Origin of the sequence: Gordonia lacunae (assembly GCF_002149015.1) — a bacterium.
GTDB lineage: Bacteria > Actinomycetota > Actinomycetes > Mycobacteriales > Mycobacteriaceae > Gordonia > Gordonia lacunae.
Genome location: NZ_NGFO01000015.1, coordinates 46139 through 64750, shown reverse-complemented (window position 1 = coordinate 64750; position 18612 = coordinate 46139). Strand labels below are relative to the sequence as shown.

The window sequence follows — 18612 nt, the reverse complement described above, 5'->3', positions numbered from 1 at the left end:
GCGAGGGGTCGGCGACCGGCACGTGGGTGCGCCCACGTAGATCTCTGTCCAATGCTGTGGGCGCACACCGGCCGGAGACCGGCAAGGCTGTCACAGTGCCCCCGGCAGGACTCGAACCTGCGACCTAGGGATTAGAAGGCCCTTGCTCTATCCACCTGAGCTACGGAGGCTGACCGGCGGGCGTGACATCGCACACCAGTTGCCGGGCAGAGAGAGTCTACGACACGGCCGCGGGTATGCCGTGCGCCACGGCGGGCCAGGTCGAATTGGGATCGCGTCAGCTGCCGGTCCTACAGTTGAGGGATGACCCGCACGTCGACGCCCGCCTCCGCGGAGCAGCATCGCGACGCGATGAACGAACCGCGCGGCGTCGTCACCGCGATCCTGTGGGCATCGGGTTGGCTCGCCGCGATCGTCGCTGTCGCCGTCACCGCGATCTCCGCCGCGTCGGCGCTCCGGCTGACCGGCGTACCCGATCCGGGGCCGCTGACCACCTACGGCGCACCGGCGCTGACCGCGGTCGGCGAGTTCGCGGCGGCGATCGCACTCGGTTCGGCCGTGTTCGCCGCGTTCTTCGTCCCGCCCCAGGCGAGTGGCGTCCTCGATGTCGGGGGTTACCGCGCCATCCGTATCGCCGCGGCGAGCGCGTTGACCTGGTCTGTCTGCGCCCTCTTGCTGATGCCGTTCTCGGCGTCGGAGGTCAGTGGGGCACCGCTCGCCGATGCGATCCGGCCCGCGAATCTCCTGAGCGCGTACAGCCAGGTCGCGGAGGTGCGCACCTGGTTCTGGACCGCGGTGTTCGCGCTGGTGGCGGCCATCATCGCGCGGATGACCCTGCATTGGGGCCCGACGATCGCGGTCATCGCCTTCGCCGTGTTCAGCCTGATGCCCTCGGCGCTCGCGGGCCACTCGTCGTCGGGCGGCAACCACGACGTGGCCACCAACAGCCTGATCCTGCACATCATCGGAGCGACCCTGTGGCTCGGCGGCCTCGCCGCCGTCGTGGTCTACGCCCTCGCCGACGGACGGTGGCGGGCACTCGCGGTCCGACGGTTCTCCCGTGTCGCGTTCTGGTGCATCCTCGTCGTCGGCGCCAGCGGCGTCGTCAACGCCTTGGTGCGGGTACCGCTGGGGGACCTGTTCACCGACACCTACGGCCGCCTCGTGGTGGCCAAGGTGGTCGCTCTCGTCGTCCTCGGCGGGTTGGGCGCCTGGCATCGACGCGTGACCATCGCACAACTGGATTCCGACGCCAAGCCGTCGCTGTTCGTCCGGTTCGGTCTGGTCGAGCTGGCGGTCTTCGCGGCGACCTTCGGGCTCGCCGTCGGTCTGGGCCGTACGCCGCCGCCCCTCGTCGACACCGCGGAGATCTCGGCGACCGAGAACGCGATCGGGTACGACCTCGACGGACCGCCGACGTTCGTCCGCCTTCTCACCGAGTGGCGCTTCGATCTGATCTTCGGTCTCGCGGCCATCGTCCTCGCCGTCGTGTACCTGCGCGGCGTCATCCGCCTGAAGCGCCGGGGCGACGCCTGGCCGGTCGGCCGTACCGTGGCGTGGGTTCTCGGGTGTCTGCTGCTGTTGCTGGCGACGTCGTCGGGATTCGGACGCTATGCGCCGGCGATGTTCAGCATCCACATGATCGCGCACATGCTGATGTCGATGATGGTGCCGGTACTGCTCGTGCTCGGCGGCCCGGTGACCCTTGCGTTGCGTGCGCTGCCGCCGGCGGGTCGGGGCAATCCGCCGGGACCGCGCGAGTGGATTCAGCTGGGCGTGCACTCGGCGCCGTCCCGGATCCTGACCCACCCGCTGATCGCCGCGGTCATGTTCGTCGGCAGCTTCTACGTGCTGTATCTGGGCGGTCTGTACGAGGCCGTCGTCCAGTACCACGCGGCTCACCTGCTGATGAATCTCCACTTCCTGATCAGCGGCTACCTGTTCTACTGGCTGGTGATCGGCATCGACCCGGCGCCGCGTCAGGTGTCACCGGTGGCAAAGCTGGGCCTCGTGATGGCCTCGATACCGTTCCACGCGTTCTTCGGCATCGCGCTGATGATGACCACCGCGGTCATCGCCGAGACCTATTACCGTGGACTGAACCTCCCGTGGAACTACAACCTGTTCGACGACCAGCGCGTCGGCGGCGGAATTGCTTGGGCCGCAGGCGAGATCCCGCTCGTGGTGGTCTTGCTCTCACTGTTCGTGCAGTGGCAGCGCAGCGACACCAGGCAGGCACGACGCTACGACCGCAACGCGGTGCGTGACCACGATGCCGACCTCGGCAGCTACAACGAGATGCTCAAGGAACTCAACAAGCGCGGTTGAGCCGCAACCGGCCTCAGTCGGACCCCGTCGACACCGTGCAGACCGACGACCCGGCCTGGGCCAGAGCGCCGATGTGGAGCGGATCGAAGCCGAACCCGGCAGCGGTGGAACCGGTCGCGGCGACCAGCTCCGGAGGGCACCGAAGGGTCGTCACGACTCCCCGTGCAGCGCCCAGCTCGTCGACGATCGCCACTGTGAACTCGTTGATCGCCGTCCGGACGGGGCCGAGATCCGTGGTCGCGGGCGGCGCCGTCTGACCGGGCAGTCGCCACCGGGCGAACAGCCCGCGCTGTACGGTCTTGCTCGCCTCGATCTGGTCGCGGAACACGCTGCGGACGTAGGCGGGATCGAGGTCGCGGGCGAGCGCCAGCTGCGACACCGTGTCGAGCACCACCTGTTCGCGTGCCGGGTCGTCGATGGCCGCGCCAGAGGCCCACTTGGTCGCGGCGACGGTGTCGGCCAGTGCGAGTCGGCCCGCGATCGCGTCGGTCAGGCCCGTCAACCCGGTCTGTGTGCCCGGCGCCGCGCCCGCGAGGGGCGGGGCCACCAGCATCATGGCTGCCGCGACCAGACCGACCAGGAACACTCGCATACGCATTCCGCGATCCTAGGACGCGAGCGCCCGGTTCACCGGCGATCTGTGGGTAACCCGCTCGGTTCTCCACAGCCGTAGAGCGTCACCGTTCGCGGGGGCCGTCGGGGGTGATGCTGGTGCGGCCACACCTTCCCGTGGCCGACACCCGTAGGAGACGACCATGTTTGAGACGTACACGACCGTCATCGGAACCGTAGTGTCCGATCCCCGCCGGCGGCAGACGACCACCGGCGAGGACGTGATCTCCTTCCGCGTGGCGTGCACCTCGCGCCGCATCGACAAGAGCACCGGCGAGTGGACGGACGGACCCACCCTGTATCTCACCGTCAGCTGCTGGCGGCGGCTGCTCACCGGCGTCGGTCTGGCGATCGCGAAGGGGCGGCCGGTGATGGCGCACGGCCAGATCAAGACCAACGAGTACCCGTCGGCCGACGGGTCGCGTCGTTCCGATCTCGAGATGACGGCGGTGGCCGTCGGACTCGATCTGAGCCGCTGTGTCGTCACCTATCGGGGCACACCCGCCCAGGGGCGTGCAGCCGACGCGCCGGCCATCGCTGCGACGCCGGCGACCCAGGAGTCGGCGGCATGACCTGACGGTCGTGGAGCGGGGTTCCCGTCGTCGGAGTAGCGGGCCTCGACCCGATCCGGTGCGACCTCGAGTTCGAGGCGCACCGTGACCGTGGACCTCGCCGGCGTGCTCGACGACGTTCGCGCCGATCTCCGATCCGCAGTTCGCCGCCGGCCCGGCGCGCCAAGCTGAAGCTGGAGACGATGCGCCGGGCCCCGACGAATGGGATGACCGGGTGCACCGAGTCCGGGACCTACGACGAGACGATGGCGGCGGGGGTCAGATATGGCGTCCGCCGGTGACCTCCGCGACGGTGCCCGTCATGTACGAGGAGAGGTTCGAGGCGTAGAAGAGCGCGACGGAAGCGACTTCTGCTGGGTCGCCCGCACGCTGCATAGGTATCTCACCCATCTTCCGTTCCCAGATCTCGGCCGGCAGTGTTTCGGTCATCGAGGTGCGGATGAGCCCCGGCTGGATTGCGTTCACGCGAACTCCAAGGTGTGCAACCTCTTTCGCCGCTGCCTTGGTCAGCCCGACGATCCCAGCTTTCGCCGCGGAGTAATTGGTTTGTCCGACGAACCCCACCTTGCCGGAGATCGACGACATGTTGATGATGGAGCCGCCCCCGTTCTCGCGCATGATCCCAGCCGCAAGTCGCGTACCGTTCCAGGTTCCGCGAAGGTGGACCGATATGACTTCGTCGAAGTCGTTCTCGGTCATCGTTCGCATGGTTGCATCGCGAACTATCCCGGCGTTGTTGACCATGATGTCGACGCTGCCGTACTGGGTGCGAGCACGCTCGAGGATGGAGGCGATACTGCGTGGGTCGACGACGTTGCACCCAACTCCTGTTGCGTCTCCGCGGAGACTTGTCGCAGTCTCTTGCGCCGCAGACTCGTCGAGGTCGCCGAGCACAACTCGCGCGCCGTGATCAACGAAGACGCGTGCGATCTCTGCGCCGATACCGCGTGCCCCGCCGGTAATTACAGCGGTCCTGTTTTCGAGCATGTCCGTATCTGTTCCAATCTGTCAGTAGGGCAATCCGAGGTCCCTTGGCTTGTTGGGGTGAGCCCAGCGCGTGACGCAAGGTCGCATCGTTCACGCAGGCGTCTGCTTTCTGGGTGTGTGACCACCCTGAGATAAGGGGGGGGCTCAGCCAGTAGGGCATTGGCTTACGCGGTTGCGGTCGGGGGCGATGCATCAGCTAGACGGGTGCTGTCGTGCGCTCCTGAATCACTGGGAAGAGGTCGACGCTTGAGGAGAACCCACGAGCATCCGGCGCTCAGGGCCACTTGGATCAGAGCGAAGACTGTGACGGATGCAATGGTGCCGGTCTGTTGAAGTAGAAATTCGGCGATCAGTGGGGTCGTCCCCACAAGTAGGGCTCCGCACAATTGGTATGAGAGAGAGATACCTGTGTAGCGGTAACGCGCGGGGAATGACTGGGCCAACAGGCCTGCCAGGATTCCGTAGAAGATTGCGTTGGGAATAGTCGCCAGTCCCATACCGATGGCCGCAAGGGGTACCGAGCCTGTCCCGATGAACGCGAACATCACCGGGAGCATGACCGCTTCGGAGACCAGGGCGGACATGATGACTCGAACGAGTCCGTAACGCTCCGCAACGAGTGCGCCGGCCGGCATCGCCACAATGGACACTACTGCCACGAGCACGCCGAGTGAGAGGAAGGTTGACCGATCGTAGTTGAGGTCCGTGGTTGCCCAGCTCAAGGCGAATGTTGTTTTGAACACGATTGATGTGGCCCCGATGGCGCAAGCGCCAATCGCAAGGGCGACGGTTCCGGCCTGGGAGCGGAGAAGGTCCGCAACTGGAAGGCGAGACGTCTTCCCCGACTCCTTCACCTCTTTCATGTCTGGCGACTCATCGATGCGCAGGCGAATCACAAGGCCGACTACGAGCAACAGCGCGGATGAGAGGAACGGTAGGCGCCATCCCCACGATGCGAACTGGCTGTCAGACAAGCCGGACAGAAGCACGAACACTGCCAGCGAGAGGCACAGTCCAAGAGGGGCACCCATCTGCGCCGCCGTCCCGTACAGCACTCGCCGGTTGGGTGCCGCGTGCTCGGTGGCGATAAGCACCGCTCCTCCCCACTCTCCGCCGAGTGCGAAGCCCTGGATGAGACGCAGTGCGATGAGGAGGAGGGGCGCAGCGATTCCTATCGCCGCCGCAGTGGGCAGGGCCCCGATCAGGGTTGTGGCCCCTCCTGTGAGGAGCAGTGTTGTGACCAGCACCTTGCGCCTACCGTATCGGTCGCCCAAATGACCGAAACAGATCGCTCCGATCGGTCGGCCGAGAAACCCGACCCAGAATGTGGTGAATGATGCCAATAGTCCGAGTCCGGCTGGCATTGATGGAAAGAACACTTGGTTGAAAACGAGGGCAGATGCAGTGGCATAGATGTAGAAGTCGTACCACTCGATTGTCGTACCAATGAGTGCGGCGCTGGCGGCTCTTTTCGCCATTTGATTGTTGTTGGGCCCGGTTTTGGGCATGGTTGAGCTCTCTTCCAATGGGCAGGGAATTCGGTTCTGACAGACAGAGAAGATCCCGTCAGAAGCGCGGCGGTATCAAACGGGGTGTCGTGCTAGGCGGAGATAGGGGTGCGGCGGGCGGCGAGTTTGGTTCCGCGGCGCCATACCCCGCGGATCGACAGCGTGTCGTCGATGGAGGTCGTCGGGTCGCCCTCGACGAGTACGAGGTCTGCTTGGAGTCCGGTGGCCACTCGGCCGCGATCAGAGAGCCCGTAGGCATCGGCGGGGCCGGAGGTTGCTGCGCGGAGGGCCTCGAGCGGTGTGAAGCCGGCGTCGACGAAGAGTCGCAGTTCGTCATGCATGCTGGCGCCGTGCGCAGTGCCGCGTGCAGCGACTGAGGCTGCGTCGGTTCCGACAAGGACTCGGGCGCCGGCCCGGTGGAGCGACAGAGCAGATGTCTGTGCGTTGTGTAGAGAACCGTGCGGGTTGTCAGGCCAGCCGCAACACAGGTTGGCCTTCCACTCCTCGGTGAGCAGGTGGGCTGATCGCGGGTCCTCGGTGAGCCACCGAGCGGTTCGGTCACCAGAGAAGGCGCCGAGTGTCACCAAGGTGGGGACAACGAACACGTCGCTGTCGACAATACGTTGGACGATGACGTCATCGGCTGGTTGGTCGAAGAAGAGATGGACAAGGGCATCGATGCCCGCGTCAAGGGCTCGGCGAGCACCGGCGATTGCGGTGACGTGAGCAAAAGCCTGGCGGTTGTGTGCGTGGGCAGCGTCCACCAGGGCTGTTGCGATGTCGAGCGGGAGAGCGGGTAGTGCCGGCCGGTTCAGTGCGGAGCCGTCTTCGATGATCATCTTGATGAAGTCTGCGCCCTCCGCGACGCGTTCCTCGACGAAAGGGCCGGCGTCGGCAACTGTTGAGACAGTAGGGAACGGATGTGGAAAGAATCTGCCGATCAAGTGGGATGGATGCCCGTTCGGAACGGTGGCACCGAAGGACGATGATCGGACATCAGCGACGTCGTCTCGTGTTCGAGCCGCGGCTCGTTGATCGTCCATCCAGAGCGGATCCGAACCGAGATCGATCTCCGTGGTGACTCCGAACGACAGTGCCATCTCCAGGGCGCCGGGCTTTGCGTGGGCATGCGAGTCGATGAGGCCGGGCATCAACGTGCACCCGCGACCATTGACCGTCTCAGCGTTGGTTGGGGATGAGGCGTAGTCGGTGACGGCGTCGATCTTCTGACCTCGAATGGTCACGAACGCATGATCGACAACTGACTCTCCGTCGAAGAGACGGACGTCTTCGAAGACGGTGGTGTGGGGCATGGTGACTCCTGACACATTCAACAAGGCTGCTGATTATCAAACAGTAGTGCTGAATCGCTGTCAATGGTCGGGCCGCGAGTGCTGGGGACGCCTCCGCGCGGAGGGTCGGTACTAGTCGTCGAGGGTTCTGAGTAGCAGGTCCAAGTCGTTCTTGATCAGTGCGACAACTGCTTCCGTGGATGAGCCATTGATCGCAAGTCCGGTCTCGCTGCGGGTCACTGCCGCGACAGCCATGTCGGCGAGCTGCTCGGCCACGCTCTCGACCGACCGGTTCCCGTCTGGATCGAACCACCAGGAGATCCAGTTCCACATCCCGATCAACGCCAGGGCTGCCACGTCTGGCTCGCCTTGACGAAACAGGCCGGCTCTCATGCCCTCGTCGAGGACGCTCGTGAGCTCGTCAAGAACCGCGCGTCGACCCTGGGCATGAGCTTCGGCCAGCTCCTCTGGGAGATCTGATTCCGATTTCAACACCATGCGAAGACGGTGCGGATGAAGTGCTTGCCGGGTCACGCTGCCGCGAGCTATGGCATGCAGTTTCTCGGCGGCATTGAGGTCTGTGCGAGAGGTGATCTCACGGATTGCCGCGGTGGCGTCGCCTGTCGCGGCCCGCACCAGAATGGCCAGAAGGTCGTCCTTGCGCTTGACGTAGTAGTACAGCGATCCGCGGTTGAGGCCCACCGCGTCGGCTATGTCGCCGAGGTTGGTGCCCGCGTATCCGTTGTCGGCGAAGAGTCGCGCGGCGGTTTCGTAGATCTCGTTCTCGACCATCTCGCGGCGCTTGCTCGATTCGCGGCGCGGGGGTGGGGGCGTTGCAGTCATGGCGATCAGGGTACTTGGCACGGCTCTTGACAATTCAGCTCAGAAGCTGAAAACTAAGCTCAAACGTTGAATTTCAAGAACGAGACCAAGAATGAGGTCGTACGTTGGAGCTTCGCAGGGTGGCCGTGATTGGTGGTGGACCCGGGGGGTTGTATGCCGCGCGCTTGTTGAAGCGTGCACGTCCGAGTTGCCAAGTTGTCGTGTACGAGCAGAGCCGACCGGGCGATACGTTCGGGTTCGGGGTGGGTCTGGCGGCGCGCACCAGGGAACGCCTCGCGGAGGCAGACGAGGAAACGCTCCGTGAGATCGAACTGGGAACTCGCCAGCATGCCATGCAAATGCGCGTCCGCGGCGAGGTGTCCAAGGTGGCGAGTAGAGCACAAATCGGAATCGCCCGACCTCGGTTGCTCGATGTCCTGCATCGCCACGCTGCAGAGGCCGGTGTTGATGTCAGGTTCGGGCAGCGGATGGCAGCCAGCGAGATCGATGCGGACCTCATCATCGCCGCTGATGGTGTCAGTAGCGCCACGCGGATCAACGAACCAGCGTTCGGCGGATCGGTCAGACTTGGTGCAGGACTGTATCTCTGGGCTGCGACGGACTTCGCGCTGGAGACGTCGTTGTTCGAGCCGGTAGAAACCGAGCACGGGGTCTTCGTCACTCATGCCTATCCCTATCAGTCCGACCGAAGCACGTTCCTCATCGAAACCGATCCCGCGACGTTGAAGCGCGCACGTCTCGATCGCCATGCTGAAGGCGACGAATCGGGCAGCGACAGCGACAGTCTGCGATATCTCGAAAGTGCATTCACTGAGGCCTTGCACGGCCATCGCCTGATCGGGAACCGCACAAGGTGGTCGCGTTTTCGCACTGTGCGCGCACAGAAATGGCACCACGGCAATGTGGTGCTTCTCGGCGACGCAGCCCACACAGCGCACTACTCCGTGGGGTCGGGAACCAAGATGGCGATGGAAGATGCGATCGAACTGGTGCGAGCGCTGACAGACTTCAACCGATTAGACGAAGCGTTGCGGCGGTACGAAGCAGTCCGTCGGCCGGCCGTCGAACGAATCCAGGACCTGGCACATCGCAGCCAACTCTGGTGGGAGAGTTTTCCTCAACGCCTCGACCTGCCGATCGCGCAGTTGATGAACTGCTACATGAGCCGCGCGGGCAACGTGCCGCCGGCCCGATTCGCCCGGTCCAATCCCGACGTCATGAGCACGGCGTTATCAGACTATGCCGGACGAAGGATCTCGGTCGCGGAGCTTCAGTCCGTGGACCTCAACACGTGGGTACTCGAGCAGCCTCTGGACGACGGACTGCTGACAACCCGGGCGAGCGGAAGGATTTTGCCTCAGGGAGATCCGGAAGCACACAAAGAACTGACGATCGTTGAACAGTGCGTCGAAGGGCCGTGGTCATCGGAGGCGGACGACCTGCTCGAGGACCTTTCGAAGAACAGACCGCAGGGCTTCCTGCTGGTAGGTCCTGCGGACCGTCCTGCCGTCCTGGATCGATTGGATTTCGGTGAGCGACTGCGCAAGCGAACCGGAGGCCTTGTGGCCCTCTCCCTACCGGAGGCCCTTGAAGACGACGCTGTTGCAGGACTGATCTCAGGTCGTATCGATCTCGTCCAGTTCGATCGCCCAGCGTCATCACCGCGGCACACGAACGTCGAGGCGTTCGCGCCAGGTTCTGCGAATGCCAACGCTTCCGTCGCCAATGCTGCCGCGGCTGCAATCTGACAGGAAACCGATATGAACTCACCAATCAGCAGCCGAGGGTTTGACCCCTCCCAAGCAGTGGCGAACTATCCACGTGACCTCGTTCAGCACTACCAGGACGTTGGGTACTGGGAGGATCGCACCATCGCCGAGCAGTTTCGGGCCGTTGCCGCTGCGTGGCCTGACAGGGATGCGGTCGCAACAGCCGATGCGGCCATCACGTTCGCAGAACTCGACAAGTGGGCAGACCGGGTGGCGTACGGCCTGAGCGAAACGGGAACGCCCGTTGGTTCTCCCGTTATTCTGCAGCTCACGAACCGGATCGAAACCATCGTGATGTGGTACGCCCTGCTCAAAGCGGGCCTCATTCCGGTGTGCACCCTGGCTGTTCACCGCGAACACGAACTCGGCCAGATCTCGAGACAGGTCGGCGCGGTCGGACATGTCGTCGACGGCGGGTACGGTTCGCTCGACCTGGTGCAATTCGGCCAGGACCTCGCTATCGGCCACCCAACGCTTCGCACGTTGGTCGTGGTGGGGGCACACACCGAGGTGGTGGATGGAGCACTCCGGTTCGAAGACCTCGGTTCCGGTGTCGAGGCCGGCGTGGCGCGGGCACGAGTGGACTCCATTCAATCCACGATCGACTTCACCGACGTTGCCGTGCTGCAGATCTCGGGTGGGACCACCGGCATACCGAAAGTGATCCCACGCCTACACGCGGAATACTGGTACAACGCGCAGTCGTATGCCGACGCATTCGGCTTCACCGAACAGACCCGCAACGGCCACGGTAGCCCGGTGATTCACAACGCGGGTGTGGTCTGCGCAGTTCACGGGCCACACAGTGTGGGTGGGTGTACGGTTCTCGCACCTTCGCCAGAACCTACCGGATACCTCCGAACCCTGCGTGATGCACGAGCGACACATGCACTGATCGGTACGTCGAATTTTCGCATCAACACACACCCCGACTTCGGGCGCACCGTCAGAGGTATGCAAGGCCTGGTACTTGCAGGAGCCACAGTCCCCTCCGCACTGTTCGATGCGATCGACCGTCTCGGAGTGCCCGCCGGCCAACTGTTTGGAATGGGCGAGGGGTTGTTCTCGGTATCGCGCTTCAGTGACCCACGACTTGCACGGGCCACTACGGTGGGCAATCCCCTTTCTCCCGACGACGTGATCGAGATTCTCAACGTGGGATCAGAAGTTCCCGTTCCCGACGGACAGACTGGAGAGTTGTGCACAGCCGGGCCGTACACGCTGCGCGGGTACGTCGAAGCCGGCGAAGCCAACGTCGCAGCCTTCACTTCGGCAGGGCTCTATCGGACTGGCGACATGGCGTCCTGGGTCACTATCGACGGCGCTCGATACCTCCAGATCAGGGGAAGGATCAAAGATCTCATCAATCGTGGCGGCGAAAAGGTGAATGCAGCCGAAGTGGAGTCCCTGCTCCTACGCCATCCCGCTGTCACTGATGCGGCCGTGGTCGCGATGCCCGATCCTAGGCTAGGCGAGCGCGCCTGTGCATTTCTCACCGGCCCAGGCGACCACGTCAACCTGGACCAGGTGCGCCAGCATCTGAGCGCTATCGGGGTCGCGAAATACAAATGGCCGGAACGGATTGAATGGGTCAGCCAACTGCCGAGAACCGCGGTCAACAAGATAGACAAGAAGCGATTACGGGTACTCGCCTCCGAACTCGCAGACGGAGAGTGGAACACCACAAGAGGAGATTCCGAATCAGACTCCAAGACGGGGGTATCGCAATGAACCGGCGCCGAATCGGTCTGATCGTTCCGAGCTCGAATACCACTGTAGAAACCGAACTCCCCGCTATTCTCACTCAACATCCCGACGTCGAATTCTCGTTCCACTCCTCACGTGTCGCTATGACGTCGGTCTCTCCTGACGGGCTCGCAGCAATGAACGCGCAGCGACAGCGTGCCAGCCAGGAGCTGGCCGACGCATCCACCGATCTCGTCCTCTATGCCTGCCTGGTCGCCCTGATGGCAGGAAGTTCTGGCGAACACAGACGCGCGGAAGGCGCAATCTCGGGTGACCTCGCGCAGCGGGATGCACACGATCATGCGCAAGTCCGGTCGAGCGCCGGCGCGCTCCTCGAGGCGCTGAGAGCACTCGACGCTCGCCGGGTCGCGCTCGTCACCCCGTACATGAGGCCACTGGCTCAACGAGTGGTCAGCTACCTCGAAGCCGAGGGCGTGGAAGTCGTGGACTGGCGCGCACTCGAAGTCGAGGACAACGCTGCTGTGGGACGTATTCCCGGCGACCAGGTCCTGGCTGCGGCGCGTTCGCTCGACCTCCGCGATGCAGACGCACTCATTCTGTCCTGCTGCGTGCAGATGCCGTCGCTGCCGCTGATCGGAGACGCGGAGCGAGAATTCGGGCTCCCCGTCCTGTCTGCTGCAACAGCGGGCGCATTCAGCATCCTGCGCGCGCTGCGACTCCCAACCACGATCGACGGATACGGCGCGCTGCTGAACTCGCCGGACGCCACAGCCGGATCGCAATAGCCCAAGGAGACGATATGGATACTGACAAACCGCACCTGGTTCGAGGGGTCGATCACGCTGCGTTCCCAACCTTCGACCCTGTGAGCACGGTGCACTTCTACAGAGACGTCCTCGGATTCCCTGTCGTGCATTCCATCTGTGCGGCAGGGTGGGGGCCTGACAATCATCCCGACTTCATTCACTTCTTTTTCGATATCGGCAACGATGACCGGATCGCATTCTTCTACTACTTCGGTCTCGAACCCCCGCACCGAGGGGCGAAGGGAGACGCGCACGGGCAATTTGCGAACGACGTACCAGACTTTTTCGTGAAGTCGCGACATCTTGCGATCCACGTTGACTCCGAAGTTGATCTGCTGGAATATCGCCGACGCCTCGACGACAGCGACTGGCCAGTTTACAGGCAGCTCAAGCACGAAACCATCGAGTCGATCTATACCACTGACCCCAACGGCTATATGTTCGAGATCACGCGCGCCTTGCGTCCGGTTACGCCGCAGGAAGACTTGGATGCAAATCTCACGATCGACGCTCTGCTCGACATCATGGCGGAACCGTCGCCGGATTTTGCCAAGCTCCTTGCGCGGAAAGCGGAGCTCATTGTTGAAAACGCGCCGACATGGGATGCGGCACACGCGACACCGGGAGCACGATAGTGGTGTTTTCGATGTACGTGCTCGATATCCCCGAAAATCTCGGAATCGTCGAGGTGTCAAATGAGGATTCATCCTTGCGTGTCGACAGGGTCGGTCCCTATTTTCGGATCTCGATCGGCAGTCGCGAATACAACCCGGAAATCTCTATCGATAGGCGTGAGTCAGGGTGTCGGCATGCAGTGTGGTATTCCTGCGTCGCAGGACTTGCAAACGCACAGATAATCCAACACGACAAGGATGCTCTTAGGGTGGTCGCCAGATGAGCCGCCTCGGCGCCGGACGTTACCCCACGAACGCGGAGATGCCCGCCGCAACAACGACGTCGGTACATCAACTCACCACGAGCGATGGAGCGAGGGTCCCTGGGGTCCTCAGGAACATCCCGGGTGCAACAACCGTAGCGGTGCTCATGCACCCGCGACAGGACCTTACGCATCACGGGCTCATCCCATACCTTGTGCGCGAGGGCTATGCGGTGTGGGCACAGCAACCGCGATCGGTGAACAATGACATAGCGCTACTGCATGAACAAGCGATTCTCGATGCCGCCGCAGGGCACCAATTCCTCCGGCGACATTTCGAGAACGTGGTCACAGTTGGCCATTCGGGCGGGGGAACGCTGTCGGCGCTCTACCATCAGCAGGCGAACTGTGATCCCGACGATCGGATTAGCACTACGGCCAGTGGCAGACCGGTACCGATGGCCGACGTTGACCTGCCGGCACCCGACGGCGCGATATTCCTCGCACCGCACCCGGGGCAGGGGCAACTCCTAGCCCGGTTGATCGACCCCTCGGTTGTCGATGAAAACGACCCGCTTTCGCGCGATCCCGACCTCGACCCATACTCGCCTGAGAACGGGTTCGACCCGGAACCCGGCCACACCCGCTATGCTCCCGACTTCGTCGCCCGCTATCGCGAAGCGCAGTTGGCCAGGATTGAACGCATCGATCGAGCAGCATGGGAAGCTGACAGTGCGACACGGCGCGCAAGGGAGACAGCGTTCCACTCCGGATTGCTTCGCGACCGCCAAGCTGCGCTGGCACCTCGAATCGTCACCGTCTACCGAACCGACGCGGACTTGCGATCGGTTGACCTGACGCTCGACCCCAACGAGCGCAAGTATGGGTCACTGTTCGGAAACCGCCCGGATCTCACAAACTACGGGCTCGTTGGATTTGGACGACTGTCGACACCCGGCGCCTGGCTGTCCACCTGGTCGCTGAATCACACTCGCGCAGATTTCGTCCGGTGTGCTCCGGGAGTTACCGCACCAACACTGTTTCTCGAGCTGACTGGCGACCAGGCGTGCTTTCCTCAGGATGTACAGAGAATGACCGCAGCGCTTGCGTCCTCAGATCTGACAACCGGGCAGATCAGAGGCACCCACTTCGGAGCGCCCCTGCATCCTGAAGATCCGTCTGGCTATGAATTGGCAGCTGAACGTATGGCGGAATGGTTGGGTCAGCGATACGGCGCACGCTCCGCGATCACCTGATTCGGCCCGGCGACCGCGGAACCTCGTGGTGGCGTCGATGTGCCCGTAGAGAGCGAGCGCGTTCGGTCGACACGTGTCGCCGACGGACTGTGCCCTCCGGTCCAGGCAAATCAATGCACCCGCTGCACTCACCGGGTCAGCAAACGTCGCGGGGGTTAATTCGTTTGTAGGACAGTCCATCACGACATCGACCGGACGTCGGTGGCGGAAGCTCCGCACGGGGACGGCGGAAGAGCCTAGACGTATACCGATCAGTCTAGTACCGTGGCCGACGGCCCACACTGGCCATCGAACCGGGGGGTGGCACGCCAGATGGACAAGCGTTCGCAGAAGGCATCAGTGAGGTCAGTTGATGCCGTGATCATCGGCTCCGGCTTGGCGGGCCTGACCACGGGCGCTGCGCTGGCTGCAGCCGGACGCCGGGCGGTCGTCCTCGAGCAGTACAGCGTTGTCGGCGGGACCACACACGTGTTTCGGCGTAAAGGCAAGTGGGAGTGGCAGGTAGGGGTGCACCACCTGGCCGACTGCGGTTTCGGGGGCGATATGCCGACGATGTTGCGCGGGCTCGGAATAGGCCGAGACCAACTGTCATTTCGACGGATGGATGACACCGGTTATGAGCGTATCGTTTTCCCGGACCTGACATTTGAGACACCCACGGATTGGGGGCTCTACGAGCAGCGACTCATTGATGCGTTCCCCGATCAGCGCCGTCAAATTAGCACGTTACTGCGGGCGGCACGTCACATCGGTCGTGCGATCGATCGGGGACCTTCGGTGTCTGGTGTCGGTGGTTTCGCGCGATCCGCACTGGCAATGGGTCCGTACGCATCGATCGCCCTGTTGCCGCTCAAGCGAGTTCTCGACCTGTTCGGCATCAGTTCGCAGTTGCAGGCTCTGATGACGGTGTCGCCGTGTGGAAGTCTGAACTGTCCACCCTCGCGCCTGCCCTTCGCGGCGTTCGGTGCCTACTACAGACTGTTCATCGAAGGGGGGTCCTGGTTTCCCGAAGGTGGTGGACAGATGTTGGCGGCATCGTTACTGGCAACACTGGAGCAGCATGGGGGAGAGGCGATCACCGGCGAGTTCGTCGACCAGATCATAGTCCGAGATGGAGTCGCCGCGGGAGTGCGCACCGCGAGCGGCGCCACCTATCACGCGCCGGTCGTGGTCTCGACCGCGGATCTGAAGAAGACGTACAACGATCTCCTTCCGACCGGGTCGGCGAAACGGTCAGACCTGCGAAGGGTCAACGCTTTCCGGATGTCGCATCCATTCTTCAACGCCTTCCTCGGTGTCGATGTCGACCTGACCCGGATCTACCCGAACCGCGACCATTTCTCAATGCCGACCTGGTCGACGCTGGACGATCTCAACGACATCAGCAGGCTGCGCGCAGATGACACCGTCGATAGTTGGCTGGACCGCGTCACACCTGTCATTCCCGCCTATGTCCACTGCTCGGACCTCAAGGACCCAGGCAACCGTCGGTACTCCCCGCCGGGTTCAAGCTCCCTGGAGGTGATGTTCCCCATGGAGGGCGACCATCGCATGTGGGGGGGGCCACGCCGATGACGACAAGAGATCACGACTATGCCGCCGACGAAACATACCAGCGCGTCAAGAAGTCGCTGACCGACGCCATGATCGACCGAGCAACAACAGTGCTGCCCGAGATCGAGGGGCGGGTGGTTCACCAAGAGGCTGCAACCCCGCTGACCCAGGAGCGTTACACCCAGTCCACACAAGGCGCGTCCTACGGGATCGAGATGAACACGCACCAGATGGCGCTGGCCCGCCCGGGCCCCAAAACATCAATTCGCGGACTGTACTTGGCCGGGGCCAGTTGTCGACCGGGCCCCACGACCGAGGGCGTTCTGCTCAGTGGAATTTACACTGCGGGAGCCATCTTGGGCCGCGATCTGCATCGTGATTTCCGGAACGGGCGCTATCTCGTCCCGGAAGGTACGTTGCCCAGCACGCGCAGTGACTTTGATCCATTGGCCTACTCTCGGGTTGGAGCCCGCAAACGTACCGACCCCGATGAGCTTCTGAGTTCACCCGCTGAGATCCGTACCCCGGCGGTGACCGACGGATAGGCCTGTTGGAGGGAGACTGGTATGAAGTCGCCTGTCGAAGATTATCTGGCCGAGGTCTTGGCCTCGGTGCGCGAGGACCGTAGTGGCGCTGTTGCCGACTACATCCCGGAGTTGGCCACGGCGCCGGCCGATCGGCTCGGGATCGCACTGTGCACACCCGATGGGCGGGTTTATGCCGCCGGTGATGCCGATACGACGTTCACCATCCAGTCCATTTCAAAACCGTTCGCCTACGCCGCAGCACTGATCGACCGCGGCCCCGAGGTGGTGCGTCGCTCGGTGGGCGTCGAACCCTCCGGGGAAGCGTTCAACGAACTATCACTCGAAAAGGAGTCGCGCCGGCCGAAGAATCCCATGATCAACGCCGGCGCTATCACGACCCACCAGTTGCTGGTCAGCGCCGACGCTGGCGGGGACGAGCGGGTACACCGGGTGCAGGCGTTCTTCTCGCAGCTGGCCAACCGAGAGTTGGTGATCGACGAAGACGTCTGCGCCTCCGAGCTTTCCAGTGCAGACCGCAATCTCGCCCTCGCGCACATGTTGCGCAACTACGGGATCATCGATGTCGAGCCGCACCGTGCGGTCGTCGGCTACATCCGGCAGTGCTCGGTGTCAGTGTCGGTGCGCGACCTGGCCGTCATGTGCGCAACGCTGGCCAACGCCGGACGGCACCCGCAGACCGGCGAGACCGTGATGGATGCAGCGGTGGCGCGACAGACCATGGCCGTCATGGCGGCTGCAGGCATGTATGACTCTGCAGGCGAATGGTTCACCACCGTAGGAATTCCAGCCAAGAGCGGTGTTGCCGGTGGGCTTATCGGAGCGCTTCCTGGGCAGTGCGGGATCGCAGTGTTCTCTCCTCGCCTGGACCCACACGGCAACAGTGTGCGCGGGACCAGGGTCTTCGCCAGGCTGTCCGACGACATGGGGATGCACCTGATGGGTGTCGAGCCTTCCGGTGCATCGGTTCTGCGTGATGTCGACGCCACTGACGCGGAAACGATCCTGATTCTCCGGGGCCCTGTGCAATTCAGTGGTGCCGAAGTCATTTTACGAGTCATGGAGACAACCCCGGCTGACCGAGGTGTGTTGCTCGACCTCTCCCGTGTGGACAGGTTCACCGACGTGGGCCGCCGAATGGTGTTGGAGGGGCTGCGTCGAGTCCGCCTCGAGGGGCGATCAACCGCCATCCACGACCCGGACAACACACTTCCCGACCCTGATCTGGGCGACGGGAGCTTCGCTGAGATCCGGCGCTCCGTCCATCCCTGACCATCTGAAAGCGAGAGAGGCACTTACATGGCCGGCGTCACCGCTGTTCGACACAACGACCATCTGCTCACCCCGGACAACTGCGCGCTGGCTGTCATCGACTACCAGCCAGAACAGGTCGACAGCGTGGGCTCCATCTCGCGCGACGAACTCATGCTCAACGTGACCGCCGTGGCCCGAGCCGCTGTGGCCTACAACCTTCCCGTCGTGCTGAGTACCGTTGGTGTCGAGCTCGGCGCCAACACTCCAACCATTCCCGAAGTCCGAGAACAGTTCTCCCAGGTGCCCGAGATCGATCGCACCACCCTCAACTCGTGGGAGGATCCCGACTTCCGCACCGCGATCGAAGCGACCGGTCGACGCAAAGTGATCATGACCGGCCTGTGGACTGAGGTGTGCGTGGCATTTCCCACCCTCGACATGATTGACGAGGGGTACGAGATCTACCCGGTCACCGACGCGATCGGTGGCATCAGCCCCACCGCTCACGACAGCGCCGTTCATCGCATGGTCCAGGCTGGGGCCCACCCCGTCACTGCAATCTCGTTAACCGCCGAGCTGCAGCGCGATTGGGGCCGCGACAACGCACAACAGCTCCGTGCGATCCTGCAGTGGTATTTTCCCGAACGGCAGCGTATGCGCGTACATACAACACCGCGCTGACCAGGCGCTGAGCGGCTGAAT

Annotated in this window: 16 protein-coding genes and 1 tRNA gene; 11 read left to right on the top strand and 6 right to left on the bottom strand. The window is 63.3% G+C overall.

What is annotated here, in order from left to right:
* Window positions 1-96: 96 nt before the first annotated feature.
* Window positions 97-170 (bottom strand) — tRNA-Arg (locus CA982_RS14165).
* A gap of 133 nt (window positions 171-303) precedes the next feature.
* Here CA982_RS14165 and CA982_RS14160 point away from each other — a divergent pair.
* Window positions 304-2328, top strand: a complete 2025-nt coding sequence (locus CA982_RS14160; RefSeq protein WP_086535951.1) for a bifunctional copper resistance protein CopD/cytochrome c oxidase assembly protein — start codon at window positions 304-306, stop codon at window positions 2326-2328.
* Between the two features lie 13 nt (window positions 2329-2341).
* Here the strand turns inward: CA982_RS14160 and aroQ are convergent, their stop codons facing one another.
* Window positions 2342-2926 carry a gamma subclass chorismate mutase AroQ gene (gene aroQ, locus CA982_RS14155; RefSeq protein ID WP_086535950.1) on the bottom strand — a complete coding sequence of 195 codons (585 nt, stop codon included), beginning with the start codon at window positions 2924-2926 and terminating at the stop codon, window positions 2342-2344.
* 157 nt (window positions 2927-3083) lie between these two features.
* Here aroQ and CA982_RS14150 point away from each other — a divergent pair, with 157 nt between their 5' ends.
* A complete protein-coding gene (locus tag CA982_RS14150) occupies window positions 3084-3512 on the top strand; it encodes a single-stranded DNA-binding protein (protein WP_086535949.1) in 429 nt (142 codons plus the stop codon).
* 258 nt (window positions 3513-3770) lie between these two features.
* Here the strand turns inward: CA982_RS14150 and fabG are convergent, their stop codons facing one another.
* The 4 genes from fabG to CA982_RS14130 form a co-directional block, all read right to left on the bottom strand.
* The gene (fabG, locus tag CA982_RS14145) at window positions 3771-4499 is read right to left on the bottom strand and encodes a 3-oxoacyl-ACP reductase FabG (RefSeq protein WP_086535948.1); all 729 of its coding nucleotides are present in this window, start codon (window positions 4497-4499) and stop codon (window positions 3771-3773) included.
* Between the two features lie 164 nt (window positions 4500-4663).
* Window positions 4664-6007, bottom strand: a complete 1344-nt coding sequence (locus tag CA982_RS14140) for an MFS transporter (RefSeq protein ID WP_208617949.1) — start codon at window positions 6005-6007, stop codon at window positions 4664-4666.
* A gap of 92 nt (window positions 6008-6099) precedes the next feature.
* On the bottom strand, window positions 6100-7320 hold the full coding sequence (locus CA982_RS14135) for an amidohydrolase family protein (protein WP_086535947.1): 1221 nt from the start codon (window positions 7318-7320) through the stop codon (window positions 6100-6102).
* Window positions 7321-7431: 111 nt separating this feature from the next.
* Window positions 7432-8142 carry a TetR/AcrR family transcriptional regulator gene (locus CA982_RS14130; RefSeq protein WP_086535946.1) on the bottom strand — a complete coding sequence of 237 codons (711 nt, stop codon included), beginning with the start codon at window positions 8140-8142 and terminating at the stop codon, window positions 7432-7434.
* A 119-nt stretch (window positions 8143-8261) separates the two neighbouring features.
* Here CA982_RS14130 and CA982_RS14125 point away from each other — a divergent pair, with 119 nt between their 5' ends.
* From CA982_RS14125 to CA982_RS14080, 9 genes are all read left to right on the top strand, one after another.
* A complete protein-coding gene (locus CA982_RS14125; protein ID WP_341865034.1) occupies window positions 8262-9890 on the top strand; it encodes an FAD-dependent monooxygenase in 1629 nt (542 codons plus the stop codon).
* Window positions 9891-9902: 12 nt separating this feature from the next.
* Window positions 9903-11642, top strand: coding sequence for an AMP-binding protein (locus CA982_RS14120; protein ID WP_086535944.1), 1740 nt, complete (start codon window positions 9903-9905; stop codon window positions 11640-11642).
* The gene (locus CA982_RS14115) at window positions 11639-12403 is read left to right on the top strand and encodes a maleate cis-trans isomerase family protein (protein ID WP_086535943.1); all 765 of its coding nucleotides are present in this window, start codon (window positions 11639-11641) and stop codon (window positions 12401-12403) included. The genes CA982_RS14120 and CA982_RS14115 overlap by 4 nt, the downstream gene beginning before the upstream one ends.
* Before the next feature lie 14 nt (window positions 12404-12417).
* Complete coding sequence (locus CA982_RS14110) at window positions 12418-13059, top strand: VOC family protein (RefSeq protein WP_086535942.1); 642 nt, start codon at window positions 12418-12420, stop codon at window positions 13057-13059.
* A 259-nt stretch (window positions 13060-13318) separates the two neighbouring features.
* Window positions 13319-14557, top strand: a complete 1239-nt coding sequence (locus tag CA982_RS14100) for an alpha/beta hydrolase family protein (RefSeq protein ID WP_086535941.1) — start codon at window positions 13319-13321, stop codon at window positions 14555-14557.
* A 264-nt stretch (window positions 14558-14821) separates the two neighbouring features.
* Window positions 14822-16132: a phytoene desaturase family protein gene (locus CA982_RS14095; protein WP_144066030.1), complete on the top strand. Its 1311-nt coding sequence runs from the start codon at window positions 14822-14824 to the stop codon at window positions 16130-16132.
* A complete protein-coding gene (locus CA982_RS14090) occupies window positions 16129-16656 on the top strand; it encodes a phytoene desaturase family protein (RefSeq protein ID WP_144066029.1) in 528 nt (175 codons plus the stop codon). The genes CA982_RS14095 and CA982_RS14090 overlap by 4 nt, the downstream gene beginning before the upstream one ends.
* 21 nt (window positions 16657-16677) lie before the next feature.
* Entirely contained in the window at window positions 16678-17928 is a 1251-nt protein-coding gene (locus CA982_RS14085) for a glutaminase (RefSeq protein ID WP_086535938.1), read from the top strand.
* Window positions 17929-17955: 27 nt separating this feature from the next.
* Window positions 17956-18591 carry an isochorismatase family protein gene (locus CA982_RS14080; RefSeq protein ID WP_086535937.1) on the top strand — a complete coding sequence of 212 codons (636 nt, stop codon included), beginning with the start codon at window positions 17956-17958 and terminating at the stop codon, window positions 18589-18591.
* Window positions 18592-18612: the final 21 nt, after the last annotated feature.

What these genes read in the sequence shown, in the direction of transcription:
- CA982_RS14080 (WP_086535937.1), top strand. Translation starts at nt 17,956, where the DNA reads ATGGCCGGCGTCACCGCTGTTCGACACAACGACCATCTGCTCACCCCG.
- CA982_RS14115 (WP_086535943.1), top strand. Translation starts at nt 11,639, where the DNA reads ATGAACCGGCGCCGAATCGGTCTGATCGTTCCGAGCTCGAATACCACT.
- CA982_RS14120 (WP_086535944.1), top strand. Translation starts at nt 9,903, where the DNA reads ATGAACTCACCAATCAGCAGCCGAGGGTTTGACCCCTCCCAAGCAGTG.
- CA982_RS14160 (WP_086535951.1), top strand. Translation starts at nt 304, where the DNA reads ATGACCCGCACGTCGACGCCCGCCTCCGCGGAGCAGCATCGCGACGCG.
- CA982_RS14085 (WP_086535938.1), top strand. Translation starts at nt 16,678, where the DNA reads ATGAAGTCGCCTGTCGAAGATTATCTGGCCGAGGTCTTGGCCTCGGTG.
- CA982_RS14140 (WP_208617949.1), bottom strand. Translation starts at nt 6,007, where the DNA reads ATGCCCAAAACCGGGCCCAACAACAATCAAATGGCGAAAAGAGCCGCC.
- aroQ (WP_086535950.1), bottom strand. Translation starts at nt 2,926, where the DNA reads ATGCGTATGCGAGTGTTCCTGGTCGGTCTGGTCGCGGCAGCCATGATG.
- CA982_RS14110 (WP_086535942.1), top strand. Translation starts at nt 12,418, where the DNA reads ATGGATACTGACAAACCGCACCTGGTTCGAGGGGTCGATCACGCTGCG.
- CA982_RS14150 (WP_086535949.1), top strand. Translation starts at nt 3,084, where the DNA reads ATGTTTGAGACGTACACGACCGTCATCGGAACCGTAGTGTCCGATCCC.
- CA982_RS14130 (WP_086535946.1), bottom strand. Translation starts at nt 8,142, where the DNA reads ATGACTGCAACGCCCCCACCCCCGCGCCGCGAATCGAGCAAGCGCCGC.
- CA982_RS14090 (WP_144066029.1), top strand. Translation starts at nt 16,129, where the DNA reads ATGACGACAAGAGATCACGACTATGCCGCCGACGAAACATACCAGCGC.
- CA982_RS14100 (WP_086535941.1), top strand. Translation starts at nt 13,319, where the DNA reads ATGAGCCGCCTCGGCGCCGGACGTTACCCCACGAACGCGGAGATGCCC.
- fabG (WP_086535948.1), bottom strand. Translation starts at nt 4,499, where the DNA reads ATGCTCGAAAACAGGACCGCTGTAATTACCGGCGGGGCACGCGGTATC.
- CA982_RS14135 (WP_086535947.1), bottom strand. Translation starts at nt 7,320, where the DNA reads ATGCCCCACACCACCGTCTTCGAAGACGTCCGTCTCTTCGACGGAGAG.